This is a genomic window from Streptomyces tremellae (assembly GCF_039540215.1).
GTDB classification, from domain to species: domain Bacteria; phylum Actinomycetota; class Actinomycetes; order Streptomycetales; family Streptomycetaceae; genus Streptomyces; species Streptomyces tremellae.
In genome coordinates, this window is record NZ_BAABEP010000003.1 from 78,444 (window position 1) to 93,437 (window position 14,994).

General features: G+C 73.5%; 14 protein-coding genes and 1 pseudogene. 5 read left to right on the forward strand and 10 right to left on the reverse strand.

Annotation, left to right across the window (positions count from 1 at the left end):
* Positions 1-38: 38 nt before the first annotated feature.
* The 3 genes from ABEA77_RS04020 to rpmG all read right to left on the reverse strand — a co-directional run bounded on the left by ABEA77_RS04020 (position 39) and on the right by rpmG (position 2,382).
* Positions 39-1,487 (reverse strand): acyl-CoA synthetase, encoded by a 1,449-nt coding sequence (locus ABEA77_RS04020; protein ID WP_345641643.1) that lies wholly within the window; start codon positions 1,485-1,487, stop codon positions 39-41.
* 387 nt (positions 1,488-1,874) lie between these two features.
* Positions 1,875-2,147: a type B 50S ribosomal protein L31 gene (locus ABEA77_RS04025; protein ID WP_345641214.1), complete on the reverse strand. Its 273-nt coding sequence runs from the start codon at positions 2,145-2,147 to the stop codon at positions 1,875-1,877.
* A gap of 70 nt (positions 2,148-2,217) precedes the next feature.
* Positions 2,218-2,382, reverse strand: a complete 165-nt coding sequence (gene rpmG, locus ABEA77_RS04030) for a 50S ribosomal protein L33 (RefSeq protein WP_345641216.1) — start codon at positions 2,380-2,382, stop codon at positions 2,218-2,220.
* A 301-nt stretch (positions 2,383-2,683) separates the two neighbouring features.
* On the opposite strand from rpmG, the gene ABEA77_RS04035 reads away from it, so the two are divergent.
* Together ABEA77_RS04035 and ABEA77_RS04040 are read left to right on the forward strand one after the other, a co-directional pair.
* Positions 2,684-3,328: a histidine phosphatase family protein gene (locus tag ABEA77_RS04035; RefSeq protein ID WP_345641218.1), complete on the forward strand. Its 645-nt coding sequence runs from the start codon at positions 2,684-2,686 to the stop codon at positions 3,326-3,328.
* A 204-nt stretch (positions 3,329-3,532) separates the two neighbouring features.
* On the forward strand, positions 3,533-5,020 hold the full coding sequence (locus tag ABEA77_RS04040; protein WP_345641220.1) for an MFS transporter: 1,488 nt from the start codon (positions 3,533-3,535) through the stop codon (positions 5,018-5,020).
* An 81-nt stretch (positions 5,021-5,101) separates the two neighbouring features.
* On the opposite strand, the gene ABEA77_RS04045 is transcribed toward ABEA77_RS04040, so the two are convergent.
* The 7 genes from ABEA77_RS04045 to ABEA77_RS04075 form a co-directional block, all read right to left on the reverse strand.
* Positions 5,102-6,196, reverse strand: a complete 1,095-nt coding sequence (locus tag ABEA77_RS04045; protein WP_345641222.1) for a hypothetical protein — start codon at positions 6,194-6,196, stop codon at positions 5,102-5,104.
* A gap of 245 nt (positions 6,197-6,441) precedes the next feature.
* Positions 6,442-6,645, reverse strand: coding sequence for a cold-shock protein (locus ABEA77_RS04050; protein ID WP_345641225.1), 204 nt, complete (start codon positions 6,643-6,645; stop codon positions 6,442-6,444).
* Between the two features lie 256 nt (positions 6,646-6,901).
* Positions 6,902-7,894 (reverse strand): aldo/keto reductase, encoded by a 993-nt coding sequence (locus ABEA77_RS04055; protein ID WP_345641227.1) that lies wholly within the window; start codon positions 7,892-7,894, stop codon positions 6,902-6,904.
* Between the two features lie 54 nt (positions 7,895-7,948).
* A complete protein-coding gene (gene metF, locus ABEA77_RS04060) occupies positions 7,949-8,893 on the reverse strand; it encodes a methylenetetrahydrofolate reductase [NAD(P)H] (RefSeq protein ID WP_345641230.1) in 945 nt (314 codons plus the stop codon).
* Between the two features lie 173 nt (positions 8,894-9,066).
* Complete coding sequence (locus ABEA77_RS04065; protein WP_345641233.1) at positions 9,067-9,624, reverse strand: cupin domain-containing protein; 558 nt, start codon at positions 9,622-9,624, stop codon at positions 9,067-9,069.
* Between the two features lie 37 nt (positions 9,625-9,661).
* Positions 9,662-10,894: a cytochrome P450 gene (locus ABEA77_RS04070; protein WP_345641236.1), complete on the reverse strand. Its 1,233-nt coding sequence runs from the start codon at positions 10,892-10,894 to the stop codon at positions 9,662-9,664.
* Between the two features lies 1 nt (position 10,895).
* On the reverse strand, positions 10,896-12,029 hold the full coding sequence (locus tag ABEA77_RS04075) for a type III polyketide synthase (protein WP_345641239.1): 1,134 nt from the start codon (positions 12,027-12,029) through the stop codon (positions 10,896-10,898).
* A gap of 689 nt (positions 12,030-12,718) precedes the next feature.
* Between ABEA77_RS04075 and ABEA77_RS04080 the strand changes: the two genes are divergently transcribed.
* From ABEA77_RS04080 to ABEA77_RS04090, 3 genes and pseudogenes are all read left to right on the forward strand, one after another.
* Positions 12,719-13,156, forward strand: coding sequence for a response regulator (locus tag ABEA77_RS04080; RefSeq protein WP_345641242.1), 438 nt, complete (start codon positions 12,719-12,721; stop codon positions 13,154-13,156).
* Positions 13,157-13,191: 35 nt separating this feature from the next.
* The gene (locus ABEA77_RS04085; RefSeq protein WP_345641245.1) at positions 13,192-14,163 is read left to right on the forward strand and encodes a dioxygenase family protein; all 972 of its coding nucleotides are present in this window, start codon (positions 13,192-13,194) and stop codon (positions 14,161-14,163) included.
* 109 nt (positions 14,164-14,272) lie between these two features.
* Positions 14,273-14,942, forward strand: a pseudogene (locus ABEA77_RS04090) (GNAT family N-acetyltransferase); the annotation flags it as partial.
* Between the last annotated feature and the right edge of the window lie 52 nt (positions 14,943-14,994).

Genomic DNA, 14,994 nt, shown 5'->3' on the forward strand with positions numbered 1-14,994 from the left:
GCAGCTTGTCGTACCGGCTGGTGAGAGGGGGATGAGAATCAGCGGCCGAGGGCCCGCTTGGTGATCTTCCCCATCGCGTTGCGCGGCAGCGCGTCGAGGAAGCGCACGTCGCGCGGGCGCTTGTGCGGGGCGAGTTGACCCGCCACATGGTCGCGGAGCTCCTCGGCGGCGGGCGGCTGCGCCGGGTCGGCGGGCACGACCCAGGCGACGATCCGCTCGCCGAGGTCCTCGTCCGGCTCGCCGGTGACCGCGGCCTCGGCGACCGCGGGATGGTCGAGGAGCGCGTTCTCGATCTCGCCCGCGCCGATCTTGTAGCCGCCGCTCTTGATCAGGTCGGTGGCGCGGCGGCCGACGATGCGGACACAGCCGTCGGCGTCGCGGGTCGCCATGTCCCCGGTCCTGAACCAGCTCGCGGAGAACGCGGCCTCGGTGGCGTCCTGGCGGTTGAGGTAGCCGGTGAACACGTGCTGTCCGCGCACCTGGATCTCCCCGATCGTCTCGCCGTCGTCCGCGTCGAGGACGACGCCCTCGTCGTCCACGAGCCGCAGTTCGACCCCGGGCAGCGGGACGCCGACACTGCCGGGCCGCGGCTCGCCGTCCACCCGCACGCTGGTGTTCATGAGCGTCTCGGTCATCCCGTACCGCTCGACGACGTGGCGGCCGGTCGCCTCGGTGATCCTGCGGTGGTCCGGCAGCGGGAGGGGCGCGGAACCCGAGACCAGCAGCCGGGCGCCGGAGAGCGCGGAGGCGAGGGCGGTGTCGCCGGGCAGTGCCTGCGCGATCCTGTGGTACATCGTCGGCACGCCGAACAGCACGGTCCCGCCGTCCGACAGCTCGCGCGCCACGGCGCCCGTGTCGAAACGGCCCAGGTGGCGCATCGAGCCCCCGCGCCGCAGCGGCCCCAGCACGCCGAGCACCAGGCCGTGGACGTGGAAGAGGGGCAGGGCGTGCACGACGACGTCGTCCGCGGTCCACTGCCAGGCGTCTGCCAGGCCGTCCAGGTTCGCGGCCAGCGCCCTGCGGGGCAGGATCGCTCCCTTCGGCGGGCCCGTGGTGCCGGAGGTGTAGATGATCAGCGCGGGACTCTCGGGGTCGGGTTCGCGGGGCAGCGGCGCGGCGGGCCCGCCGGTCTCCGGTACGACGGGGACCTCGGCGCGCTCGATGCCGTCGAGCGCCGCGGGCAGGGCGGCGTCCGGCTCCGCGACGACGAGCTCGGGTTCGCTGTCCCCGACCACATGGGCGAGCTCGCCCTCCCCCGCCTTGGGGTTGAGCGGCACGGCGGGCACCCCCGCCAGCAGGGCGGCGACCACGCCGAGCGCGGTGTCCGCGCTCGGGGTGGCCCAGACGGCGATGCGCCGGGCGCCGTCGATGCGCGCGGCGAGCGCGGTCGCCGTCGCGGCGAGTTCCGCGTACCCGATCGTGCGCTCGCCGAAGCGGAGGGCGGGGCGCCCGTCGGGCGCGGCGAGCGCGGGGAAGAGGGGGGACACACGGGGACCGGTCGGCTGCGTCATGACGGGCAGTATGCCCGGCACACGGCCGCCTCACCGGTCGCGGCTGCGCGGCCCGGGGCGCCGTGCCCGTGCGGGCAGGGGAAAGCCCCGGCCGGTTCGGGGGTGGCCGGCCGGGGCCGATCGGGGGTGGTTGCGGAGAGCGGTCGCCTCGCGGCGAAAGGCACCATGGGGCTTCAGCCGAACGATCTTCCCCATGGGCGGGGAGGTGAGGCCCGGTGACCCTGTCCCCTCCGCAGCCACGTACAGGTGAACGCTCAACCACTCGGGCATGTTCCGCCGCCGTCACCGCACCGGCCGTGAGCCGCGCCATGGGCGGGGCGGCGGCAGTGGCAGTGGCAGTGGCAGTGGCAGTGGCCCGGAGGCTCAGGCGTTCTCGCCGCGGCCACTCCCCCGGTACGAGCCGTACTTGCGCTCGAACCGCTCCACACGGCCCTCCGTGTCCACGACCCGGCCCTTGCCGGTGTAGAAGGGGTGGCTCGCGGAGGAGATCTCCACGTCGATGAGCGGGTAGGTGGCACCGTCCTCCCACTCGATCCGCTTGTCGGAGTCGAGCGTCGAGTGGGTGAGGAAGGCGTCGCCCGTGGCGGTGTCCCGGAAGACGACCGGACGGGTCTCGGGGTGGATTCCGGACTTCATGGCGTGTTCCTTCCATCGGTGTGCGGACGGATGCGGCGTGCGGACGGATGCGGTCGGGTACCCCCGCGGATCAGCGCGACTCGCGGTACAGCACGTGCGCGCCGGCCGCGGGGTCGAACTTGCGCAGTTCGAGGCGGTCGGGGTGGTTCCTGCGGCTCTTGCGCGTCACGTACGTGTGGCCGGTCCCCGCGGTGGACCTGAGGGTGATGACGGGGCGTGTCCCGCTGCGTGCCATGTGTGCTCCTGACGGCCTGCTCGGGCTCCGTACCCGCGGCGCCTGCGGTGCGCCCGCGAGCCGGTGCGGTATGGATGTCATGTTCACCAAGTGGTGCCGACCGGTGTAACGCGCCCCCTCCGCGTGACATTCCCGCCCTGTGCGGCGGGCCGGGGCGGGAGACACTGGGAGGGCGCCGCGGTCCCGGCCCGGGAGGCGGGTGGCCCCGGCGGACCGGAATGCCGCGGCGGCCCGCCGGGTTGTCGCTCCCGGAAACGGCCCGGTCACGGGAAGACGAGAGCGGAAGCGGGTGGCACGACCCATGGGTGAGCTGATCCTGGTACGGCACGGGGAGACCGAGTGGACCCTGTCCGGACAGCACACCGGGAACACCGACATCCCCCTGACGGCACGCGGCGAGGACCAGGCGCGTGCCGTGGCGCCGCTGCTCGCGGACCGCGCGGTGGGCCTGGTGCTGGTGAGCCCCCTGGGGCGTACGGAGCGCACGGCCCAGCTGGCCGGTCTCACGGACTACCGGGTGTCCACCGACCTGCACGAGTGGGACTACGGCGGGTACGAGGGCGTCACGACCGACGAGATCCATCGCGAGCGGCCCGACTGGTATCTGTGGACGGACGGAGTGGTTCCCGGTGACGCGGCCCACCCCGGCGAGAGCCCCGAGCAGGTGGGGGCGCGCGCCGACCGGGTGCTCGCCGAGGTGCGCAAGGCACGGGCGGAGACGGACGACGACGTGGTCCTCGTGTCGCACGGGCACTTCCTGCGGGTGCTGACCGCACGTCACCTGGGTCTCGCGCCCGCGGACGGGCGCCTGTTCAAGCTGGAGACCGGTACGGTCTCGCGGCTCGGCACCGAGCACGACAGGCCGGTGATCACCGCCTGGAACCTCCAGATCCCGGACGGTGTCCTGCGTGCGGAGCTCCGCGCCCGGGAGGCAGCCGAAGCCTGACCCCGGCCCGCAGCCACCGCGCGGCGTCACCCGATCGGCCCCGCACCGCGTCGCGCACACCGCGACGCGCCCCAACAAGGCGCGCGTTCCGGCGGTTTATCCACTTTGATCATCGGGTAACCGCAGCCAACCGTCACCGGCGCGCCCCCCGCGCGCCGGCTCCGACGCACAACAGCAGGCGCCGCCGGGCAGGAGTTGGGGTCCATGAGTCACACCGCGGAACCAGAGATCGGGACGGTCACCACCAGGGTCCCGGCGAGACTTGACCGGCTGCCCTGGTCCCGGTGGCACTGGATGATCGTCATCGGGCTCGGCACAGTGTGGATCCTCGACGGCCTCGAAGTGACCGTCGTCGGCAACATCGCGAGCCGCCTCTCCGAGAGCGGCAGCGGCCTGCCCATCACGGACAGCCAGGTCACCGGGGTCGGCGCGGCGCTCTACGTGGCGGGAGCCTGCGCGGGTGCGCTGGTCTTCGGCTGGGCCACCGACAGGTTCGGCCGCAAGAAGCTGTTCATGGTGACTCTCGCGGTCTACCTCGCGGCCACCGCGGCCACCGCGCTGTCCTTCGCCGCCTGGTGGTTCTTCCTCTTCCGCTTCCTCACCGGGTTCGGCATCGGCGGCGAGTACGCGGCGATCAACTCGGCCATCGACGAGCTGATCCCCAGCAAGTTCCGCGGCCGCGTGGACCTGATCATCAACGGCAGCTACTGGCTCGGCGCGGTCGGCGGCGCGCTGCTGTCCGTGGTGGCGCTCAACACCGGCATCTTCCCCAAGGACCTCGGCTGGCGCCTGACGTTCGCGCTCGGTGTGGTACTCGGCCTGGTGATCCTGCTGGTGCGCAGGCATGTGCCGGAGAGCCCCCGGTGGATGTTCATCCACGGCTACGAGCGGCAGGCCGAGGACCTGGTCTCCGGGGTGGAGCGAGAGGTCGAGCAGGAAAAGGGGACGCGCCTGCCCGAGGCGACCGGCTCCATCACGGTCGAGCAGCACCGCACGATCAGCCTCTGGGAGATCGCGAAGACCCTGGTGGCGGGGTATCCGAAACGAGCGGTGCTCGGCTTCTCCCTCTTCGTCGGACAGGCGTTCCTCTACAACGCCATCACCTTCGGATTCGGGTCGATCCTGGTCAACTTCTTCGACGTCTCCAGCGGCTCGACCGGCTACTTCTTCGCCGCGATCGCGGTGGGCAACTTCCTCGGCCCGCTCCTGCTGGGCAAGCTGTTCGACACCGTGGGCCGCCGGAAGATGATCTCCGGTACGTACATCCTCTCCGGACTCCTGCTCTTTGCCACCGCCTGGGTGTTCAACGAGGGCTGGCTCACCGCCACGACGATGACGGTGAGCTGGGGCGTCGTGCTGTTCTTCGCCTCCGCGGGCGCCAGCTCCGCCTATCTCACGGTGAGCGAGGTCTTCCCGATGGAGACGCGCGCGCTGGCGATCGCGCTGTTCTACTCGATCGGCACCGCGGCCGGCGGCATCTCGGGCCCGCTGGTCTTCTCGTCGCTGACCGGCAGCGGGAACGTCGGCGACGCGGTCGTCGCGTTCTGCATCGGCGCGTCCCTGATGGTGGCCGCGGGCCTCGTCGCGGTGTTCCTCGCGGTGGCGGCCGAGCGCAAGTCGCTGGAGGACATCGCCACTCCCCTGTCGGCGCGGGGCGCCGGGGGCGGCGGTACGGGCGCCCCCGCCACCTGAACCCCGGCAGTCCGCTGACACGCACGTCGGTGCCCCGGCCCGCCGGCCGGGGGCACCGACGCCGTACGGTCGGGGCGCGCCTCAGGAGCGCACGCCCCTCGCGCCCACGGCAGCCCGGCGCCGCATCAGCGCGGACCCGCTCAGGGCGAGCGCCGCGATGGCGCACACCAGCGCGACGGCGCGGGCCCAGGCGTAGGAGCCACCGAGGCTGCTCTCCGGCAGGTCGATGCTGCCGAAGCCGACCATCGAGTGGATGACGAGCACGGCGGCGGACGCCACCGCCGCCGCGGCCCATGTCCACACCATGTCCTGCACCATCAGCCAGACCGCGACGAACAGGCACAGCACCGTCACGACCAGCGAGACCGCGTCGGCGTAGCCGCCGGAGCGCAGCTCGGTGAGGTCCTTGGGCAGGTGCACAAGGCCGATGGCGATCAGCGCCGCGCCGGCCGGCCAGCGCAGCACGGAGCGCAGGGCCTGGAGGCCGCCGGTGCCCGCGGGCGCGCGGCGCACGGGGTCCTGCCGTGCCGTGCGGGGTGCGCTGTGCGCGGGCGGCGCGTGGTGGCGCTGGACGGTGGGCGGCACGAAGCGGAAGGTGTCCGTGCGCGGCTCCGCCTCCTCGGACCGCTCCGTGTCCTGCCGGTGTGCTGCCGGAGCGGGAGCAGCCGCCGTCGGGGCCTGGGCCGGAGCCGCGGCCGGTGTCTCCACCGGCGCCTGCGGTGCGGGCGCGGGCTTCTCCTGCGCCACCGCCGTGACGGGTTCCGGCGCGGGCGGGCGCACGGCCGCCGGTTTCTGCGCCACCGGGGCCGGGGCCTCCTGGCCCTCCTCGGTGCCGAGGATGTTCACCAGCTCGGCGACGTCCTCGATCGGGCGGCCCACCGCGGCCGCACGCAAGGTGGCGTCGGCCTCCTCCAGCTGCTCGGGCGGCTCGTTGAGCATGAGGACAAGCTGCCGCACCTCGTCCAGCGGCCGGGCGACGGCCGCGGCCTTGAGGGCCTCGTCCGCGGGGCTCGGGACCTCGCCGGTCCTGCGCAGCAGGCTCACCAGAGCGGCCACCTCGTCCAGCGGCCGGATCGTGGCCGCCGTCCAGAGGAGTGTGCGTATGGGCTCCTGGGTCTCCTCCGCCTCCTCGGGACGCGGATCGTCCTGTCGTACGGTCTGCGGATCTCGTGACATGGGCGCGGCTCCCTTTGCCGAACAGCAACAACGGTGGGGCACACACCGTGTTGGTCACCGGACGCCGCTACGGCGCCCTCTTCGCTCCATGAGAGCCCGCCTGGGCATATGCCGCCATCGGGGTGGCGCAGAAGGGGGACGCCGGCCGCGCGGGCACGACGGGGGCGTGGCCCCGGCGGCCGTGCCGCCGGGGCCACGCCCTGGTCCGTCGCGCGGGGCCCGCCGAGGGGCCGACCCGGTGCGGGTCAGGAGGGGAGGATGTTCTCCGCCTGGGGGCCCTTGTTGCCCTGGGTCACCTCGAAGGTGACCTTCTGCCCCTCCGTCAGCTCGCGGTAGCCGGTCATCGCGATGTTGGAGTAGTGCGCGAAGACGTCAGGACCGCCGCTGTCCTGCGCGATGAAGCCGAAGCCCTTTTCCGAGTTGAACCACTTGACGGTGCCACTGGCCATGCCGATTCTCCGTTGTTCCGGGAAGCGAGGGCCGCCGCGGGGCGCGACAGCCCGGAGGTGATCGCCTTGGTCCTGTCCACGCTGACCAGCAGAAACGCCCGTAACGAAGCGTCACGGGCGAGCGGTACTTCGGAACCACGACAGCTGTCGCCGACGCTACATCGCCGGGCGCGGTACAGCCACGGAAGCCGGTGCGTGTGGCGCACCCCGTGTCGTGTACCACGCCCGGGAGTTCACTCCCGTGGCCCAGCGGGCGCTACCAGCGGCCGTGCACGGAGGCGCGGATCCTCCGGTCGTACAGGTCGCGCATGGCGTCGAGCACCTCGGGCGGCAGCGGGGGCAGGGCGGCGGCCGCCGCGTTGTCCTCGGCCTGGGTGACCGAGCGGGCGCCGGGGATCACACTGGTGACGCCGTCCTGCTGCACGATCCAGCGCAGCGCCGTCTGGGCGGGGGTGGCGCCGGCGGGTGCGAGCGCGGCGAACTCCGCGGCGGCGGCGAGCCCCTCCTCGTAGTCGATCCCGGAGAAGGTCTCGCCCTGGTCGAACGCCTCGCCGTGGCGGTTGAACGACCGGTGGTCGTCGGCCGCGAACACGGTGTCCTTGGTGTACTTGCCGGTCAGCAGGCCGGAGGCGAGGGGGACGCGGGCGATGATGCCGACCCCGGCGGCGCGTGCCGCGGGCAGCACCTCGTCGAGCGGCTTGAGCCTGAACGGGTTGAGGATGATCTGCACACTGGCGACACCGGGCCGCGCGATCGCGGTGAGCGCCTGGGCGCAGGTCTCCACACTCACCCCGTACGCGGCGATCCGCTGCTGCTCGACGAGGGTGTCGAGGGCGTCGAAGACCTCGTCGGACCCGAAGACCTCGGTCGGCGGGCAGTGCAGCTGGACCAGGTCGAGGGTGTCGACGCCGAGGTTGGCGCGCGACCGGTCGTTCCAGGCGAGGAAGTGGGGCAGCACATAGTTCTCCGGCACCTGCTCGGCCCGGCGGCCCATCTTGGTCGCGACGAACACGCCGGCGTCCGGGCGGCCCTTGAGGTAGCGGCCGATCAGCTGCTCGCTGCGTCCGTCGCCGTAGACGTCGGCGGTGTCGAAGAAGGTCACGCCCGACCCGACCGCGGCGTCGAGGACGGCGGCCGCGTCGGCCTCCGCCACATCGCCCCAGTCGGCGCCGAGCTGCCAGGTTCCGAGTCCGACCACGGACACCTCGCGGCCGGTCCTGCCCAATACACGCTGCTCCATGAGGTGCATGCTACGTGGCCCCGCCGACGGCGCCGGTCCCCGGCTGCCCGGCCGGGCCCGCGGTCAGCGGGGCAGGGCCGCGAGCCGCCCGGCGGCGCCGTCCCTGATGCCGAGGTTCTGGTGGATCTCCAGCGTCGCCGTCGAGCGGTTGAGAGTGATGTAGTGCAGCCCCGGCGCGCCCTCGGCGAGCAGCCGCTCGGCCATCGCGGTGGCGTGCTCGACGCCGACGCGGTGCCCTTCCGCGGGGTCGTCGCGTGCGGCGTCGAGGCGCCGTGCGAGGTCGTCGGGGAACCGCGCGTTGCTGAGCTCGGCGAACCTGCGGATCTGCCGTACGTCGGTGGCGGGCATGATCTCCGGGATGATCGGGGTGGCGCAGCCCGCCGCGGCGAGCCGGTCGCGCAGCCTGAGGTAGTCCGCCACGTCGAAGAACATCTGGGTGATGGCGTAGTCGGCGCCCGCCCGGCACTTGGCCGTGAAGTGGCGGATGTCGGTCTCCCAGTCGGCCGAGCGCGGGTGCATCTCCGGGAAGGCGGCCACACCGACGCTGAAGTCTCCCAGTTCCTTGATCAGGGTGACCAGCTCATGGGCCTGGGTGAGGCCTTCGGGGTGGGCGACCCACTCCCCCTTCGGGTCGCCCGGCGGGTCGCCGCGCAGCGCGAGCACGTCGCGGATGCCGGCGTCGGCGTACTGGCCGATGATGTGCCGCAGTTCGGCCACGGAGTGGCCTACGGCCGTCAGGTGGGCGACGGGCCGCAGCGTGGTCTCGGCCGCGATGCGCTTGGTGACCTCGACGGTCCGGTCGCGGGAGGAGCCGCCGGCGCCGTAGGTCACCGAGACGAAGGACGGCGCGAGGGGTTCGATGCGGCGGATCGCCTTCCAGAGGGTCCGCTCGCCCGCCTCCGTCTTCGGCGGGAAGAACTCGAAGGAGAACGAGGGCCGGCCGGAGGCGAGCAGACTGCGCAGCCCTTGCGCCCGGGGCTGCGGACGGTCTGCGGTCGTGGCCGCCATGCGGGGTCCCTCCTCGGGGCTCGGTACGGCGTCGCCGCCGTGGATCCCCCAGCCTAGCGGCGTGCGGGACCCGGGGTCCGCCCCGCCGGGGAGGCCCCGGGGCCCGGTCGGCGCCGGGGGCGCGCCCCGGGCCTGCGGCCGAGCCGGGAGGGGCCCGGCCGCAGGGGGGCGGCTCAGGCGTCGTGCCGCAGCGGGGTGAGCTGCTCGATGTCGTAGCGCACGCGCAGCGCGTCGATGGCCGCCGGGTCGGGCGGGCCGTCCTGCTGGAGGATGTCGAGCAGTTCGTCGAAGTAGCGCTCGTGGTCGGACGGCGGGGACGCCTGGAAGAACATCTTCGCGGGCGCCGCGCCGCGGTTGGCGAAGGCGTGGGGGCAGCCGGGCGGTACGACGATGACGGTGCCCGGCTGCGCCCGTACGGCGGTGAGCCCCGACGCGGACTCCCAGTGCCGCCAGTCGCCGGTCAGCACGCGCGGTTCGAAGGCCATGACGTCCAGCTCGCCCTCCAGCACGTAGAACAGCTCCTCGCTGTGCGTGTGCCGGTGGGCGCCGACGTCGAAGCCCGGCGGCACGACCACCTCGAAGCTGGACGAGACGCGGGAGTGCGCGCCGGTGACCTTGTAGGTCACCTCCTGGGCGGCGGTGCGTACGGTCCTGCCGCCGCCCGGCGGCACGACGAGGCCCTCGGCGGGGGTGGCGCCGCGGTCCTCCGCGGGCACGGTCAGCTCGGTCACGGGGTGCTCCTGCTCTCGGGTTCCTCGGCAGCAACGGTCATACGGCGTCCCAGGTCACGGGCAGGTTCTCGGGGCCTCTGATGAGGGCGCCGCGCCGCCAGCGGACCTCGCTCGCCGGGACGGCGAGCCGCAGGCCCGGCAGTCTGCGCAGCAGGGTGTCGAGGGTGATGCGCGACTCCAGCCTGGCGAGCATCGGCCCGACGCAGTAGTGCGGGCCGTGGCCGAAGGCCAGGTGCGGCGGCTGCTCCCGGTCGAAGTCGAGGGTGTGCGGGTCGGCGAAGACGTCGGGGTCGCGGTTGGCGGTGAGGTACGACGCGTAGACGGCGTCGCCCGCCCGGATGGTCACGCCGCCGACGGCGACGTCCTCCAGGGCGATCCTGGAGAGGCCGACGCCGTTGCGGTGCGGGATGAACCGCAGGAGTTCCTCGACGGCTGCGGGCATCAGCGCGGGCTCGTCGCGCAGCCGCCGCAGATGGCCGGGGTGGGTGAGCAGCGCGTACAGCATGTTGGCGCTGTTGTTGGTGACCGCGTGGGCGCCGCTGACCTGGATGAGGACGGCGAGGGCGACCGCCTCGGGCAGGGTCAGCTCGTCGTCGGCGACGGCCCGCGACAGCAGGGCGGCGAGGGTGTCCTCGCCGGGCCGCGCGCGGCACAGCAGATCGGTGAAGTAGGCGCCGATCTCCTCCTTGGCGCGGTCGCTGTGCTCCTTGCCGTGGGCGGCGGACAGGATGGACGCGGTCCAGCCCTTCATCAGGGGGGCGTCGTCGGCGGGGACGCCGACCACCTCGCTGACGACCGCGAGCGGGAAGGGGCCGTTGACGTGCGCCATCAGGTCGGCGGGCGGGCCCTCGGCGAGCATGGCGTCGACGAGGCCCTCCATGATCTCGCGGGCTCGCTCCTCGACCCTGGCGACCGCGCGCGAGGTGAACGCCTTGGCGACGGAGCGCCGCAGCCGGGTGTGGTCGGGCGGGTCGGCGAATCCGACGGCGCCCTCCAGCGGGATGAAGTGCGGGGCGAGCCGGGTGACGGACCGCCCGACGACGGCCCGCCTGCTGAAGCGCAGGTCATTGGTGACCTGCTTGACGTCCTCGTAGCGGGTGACCAGCCAGGCGAAGCCCTCTCCGTTGGGCAGCCGGATGCGGGAGACGGGGTCCTCGCGCAGGAGTTCGTCGAGGAACGGGTCGAATTCGAGTCCCGGCAGGTCGGGGACGTCCCAGAAGCGGACCTCGCCGGGGTCCGCAGCCTCGGGAGCGGGGGTGTGTGTCGTCATGTCAGGCCACCGGTTCCGGAGCGATGTCGGGGTCGGTGCCGCTGCCGCGCACGGTGGCGGCGATGACCCGGCGCCGCGTGCCCGGCGGTGGGCTGCTCCAGCGGCCGAGACTCATCTCGGCGGTGATGCCTGGGCCGAAGCCGGCGACGATGCCGCGGGCGCCGTCTGCGGCCCCGCCTTCGTCGAAGAGGCGGCGGATGGCGTCGAGGACCACGGCGCTCGCGATGTTGCCGTACTCGGTGAGGGTGGCGCGGCTGAAGCGGAACGCTTCGGCGGGGACGTGGAGGAAGCGGCTCAGGTCGTCGAGGATGCGCGGACCGCCCGCGTGGATGATGTAGAAGTCGAGGTCGCCGGCGTCCCATTCGTGTTCAGCTGCCATGGCGCGCAGCGCGGGCGCCAGCGGCTCCATGGTGGTGGGCACCCGCTTGTCGAGCAGGAAGTGGAAGCCGGTGTCGCGGACGCTGTAGGAGATCCAGTCGGTGGTGTCGGGCACCAGGTGGGAGCCGTTGCGCTCCAGGGAGATCCCGGTGCCGCCGCTGCCGCGTACGACGGTGGCGGCGACCGCGTCGCCGAACAGGCCGTTGGACAGCAGGGAGCCCACTCCGAGGTCGGTGGGCTGGTAGCACAGGGAGCAGAACTCGCAGGCGACGATGAGGACGTTGGCGTCCGGATACGCCGCGCAGAAGTCGTGGGCGCGGTTGATCGCGGCGCCGCCCGCGGCGCAGCCGAGCTGGGCGATGGGCAGCTGCCTGGTGTGGCCCTGGAAGTCCATGGTGTTGATCAGCCAGGCGGTGAGCGACGGCATCATGAAGCCGGTGCAGGACACGTAGACGATCATGTCGATGTCGGCGGCGCGCAGCTCGGCGTGGGCCAGGGCCTCCCGGACGACCTGCGGGACACGGGCCTTCGCCTCCGCCTCGTAGCGCGCGTTGCGCACCTCGAAGCCGGGGTGCTCCAGGGTCTCCTCGATGGGGCGCACCAGGTGCCGCCTGGCGACACCGGTGTTCTCGATCAGCCTGAGCGCGAGCGGGAGTTGGGGATGGTCCGGATGGAGTGTCCGGGCGATGCGGAGGGTGTCCTCCATGGTGATCACATGCTCGGGCACCGAGACGGCTGGTCTGCACAGGGTCGCCACGACACACTCCTCTTCCGATCGGCCGGGGGCGGCAACTGCGGCCCACGTTCCGGGGCGGTCCACGGCTCCGCAACCTGAGAATCCGATGAGAGTGGCGGCCGGACGCGTGTCGTACGGCGTGTCCCGCGGGGTGGTGTGTCGGCCGTTCAGCGGGCGCGCGACGGCGCACTGGACCGGGTGCGCCCGGGGTGGGCCACCCCCGCCCCACCGCGGTGTGCGGGCCGGTCTTCCGGCCGGGCCGCCGCGCCGGCCGCACCGTGGAGGACGCCGGCAGGCGGCGCGGGGGCCGTGCCCGAGCGGCCCGCGGGGCGGGTTCGGGCGGCGGGCGGCGCACCGGCGTGGCGCGCGCCCGCCGGGTCCGCAGACCGTCACCCGGGGGTGTCCTGCGGGGCGGCCGGCCCGGCGGGTGCACCCGTTCGCGTGCGGGGCGGGCCGCACGGGTGACGGCGTGTCAGGCGACGCGGCGGCGCGGAACCCGGTCGCGCCGGAGGGCGGGGCCGTGGCCCGGGTTCCCCGGGGGCTCGGCCGGGCGTGGGCGCGTGCGGCGCCCTGGGCCCGTACCGTGGCCGGCCACCGGGCCCCGGCGCGCGCGGTGTTGGCGCGTGGGCCGCCGCCCCACGTAAGCTGGGCCCCTGGCCACGCACGGCCGCCTCGTGCCTTCCCTCTTCCCGCGCAGGAGCAGACCCGCCGTGAACGCCTTCACCGACGACCGTACGTACAGCCTCCTGCTCGTGGAAGACGACCCGGCGGACGCGCTGCTGATCGAGGACGCGCTGGTGGAGCGCGGGATGGCGCGGGAGATCGCGCACGTCACCGACGGTCTCGCGGCGCTCGAACACCTGCGCGACCCCGAGAAGGAACGCCCCGACCTGATCGTGCTCGACCTCAACATGCCCCGGATGAACGGGCGCGAGCTGCTCGCGGTACTCAAGGAGGACGGCGAGCTGGGCAGCATCCCCGTGGTGGTCCTGACCACCTCGGCCGCGCCCGACGACATCGAGGACGCGTACCGCCAGCACGCGAACGCGTACGTGACCAAGCCGATGAATCTGGACGAGTTCATCCGCTCCGTCCAGGACATCGACGCGTTCTTCCTGGACACGGCAGCGATCCCGCCCCGCGGCTGAGCCCCGGCCCGCGGGCGGAGGAAGGAAGCACCTGCATGGCTGACACCGCCGCGGCGCAAGGACCGTCCGCACGCACCGCGCCCCCGGCAGGGCGTGACGCCCCTCCCGCTCTCCCCGACTTCACCGAGGAGAGCTCGGCCGCTCTGGTCAACGCGTCCTGGGCGGGGACCGGGGACGACCGGCTGCGGGAGGTGCTCACCAGCCTCGTCACGCACCTGCACGCGTTCGTCCGGGACACGGAGCCCACCCACGAGGAGTGGGAGAAGGCGCTGCGCTTCCTCACAGCGGTGGGTCAGAAGTGCGACGACACCCGGCAGGAGTTCATCCTGCTCTCGGACGTGCTGGGCGTGTCGATGCTGGTCGACGCGATCAACAACCGCAAGCCCCGGGGCGCGACGGACTCCACGGTGCTCGGCCCCTTCCATATGGTCGACTCGCCGCCCCGCCCGCTGGGCGACGAGATCTCCCTCGACCACGTCGGTACCCCGTGCGTGGTGGCGGGCACGGTCAGGAGCCTGGACGGCACGCCGCTGCCCGGCGCGCTCGTCGACGTGTGGCAGGCCAACGGGGACGGCTTCTACGACGTGCAGCAGCCGGGTGTGCAGCCCGACCTGAACCTGCGCGGGCTGTTCACGACGGACGCCCAAGGACGGTACTGGTTCCGCAGCGTCGTACCGCGCCACTACCCGGTGCCGCAGGACGGCCCGGTCGCCGAACTGCTGCGCGCCACGGGCCGCCATCCGTACCGCCCCGCGCACATCCACTTCATCGGCGGGGCCGCGGGCCACCAGCCCGTGACGACACACCTGTTCGTCGAGGGCAGCCCGTACCTCGACTCGGACGCCGTGTTCGGAGTGAAGCGCGAGCTGGTCACGCCGGTGCGCGAAGTGGACGACGCGGAGCGGGCGGCCGGGTTCGGGGTCGCCGCGCCGTTCCAGCTGATCGAGTTCGACCTGGTGCTCGCGCCCGAGGGAGCGTCGGAGCGGAGCGCGGCGGACCGGGGCTGAACCATCCCCGCGGGCCCGGCCCCACGCCCTCCCGGCGGGGTCCTGCGCCGTCCGCGAGGCGTCGGAACATCCCTTGTGAGAGCGCTCTCAGAAACGCAGAATGGTCGCCATGCCCCACTCCGCCGCCGCCTCCGCCTCCCCTTCCGGTGCTTCCGGCGCGCCCGGCACCGGCGGTGCCTTCGTGCGCCCGTACCGGCCCGGGGACCGCGACGCGCTGTACGACGTCTGCGTGCGCACCGGGCACGAGGGCGGGGACTCCCGGCACCTGTACGCGGACCCGGAGCTGCTGCCCTCGGTCTTCGCGGCGCCCTACGCGGAACTCGAACCCGGCCTCGCCTTCGTTCTGGACGACGGCACGGGCCGGGCCGTCGGCCATGTGCTGGGCGCGGCCGACACCGCGGCCTTCGCACGGGACTTCAGGCAGCACTGGCTCCCCCCGGGTCGCGCACCGGTACCCGCGGCCGGCGGCGGCGCCCGCCACGCCCGCCGAGGAGGTGGCGGAACTGCTGCACACGCCCGAGCGGATGGTGCTGCCCGAGCTGGCCGGCCACCCCGCCCACCTGCACATCGACATCCTCCCCCGGTGGCAGCGCAGGGGGCACGGGCGGGCGCTGCTGCACACGTTCCTCGGGGCGCTGCGCGCCCGGGGCGTGGCGGGCGTCCATCTGGCGACGGTCACGGCCAACACGGCCGCGCGCGCCTTCTACGACCGGCTCGGCTTCACGGTCCTCGCGGTGCCCGACCCCGGTCCGCTGACCTATCTGGGCCGCTCCACCCGGGCGGCGGAGCCCGCCGTCCCGGCCGGGGAGGCGCCGCCGCGGGCCGACGTCC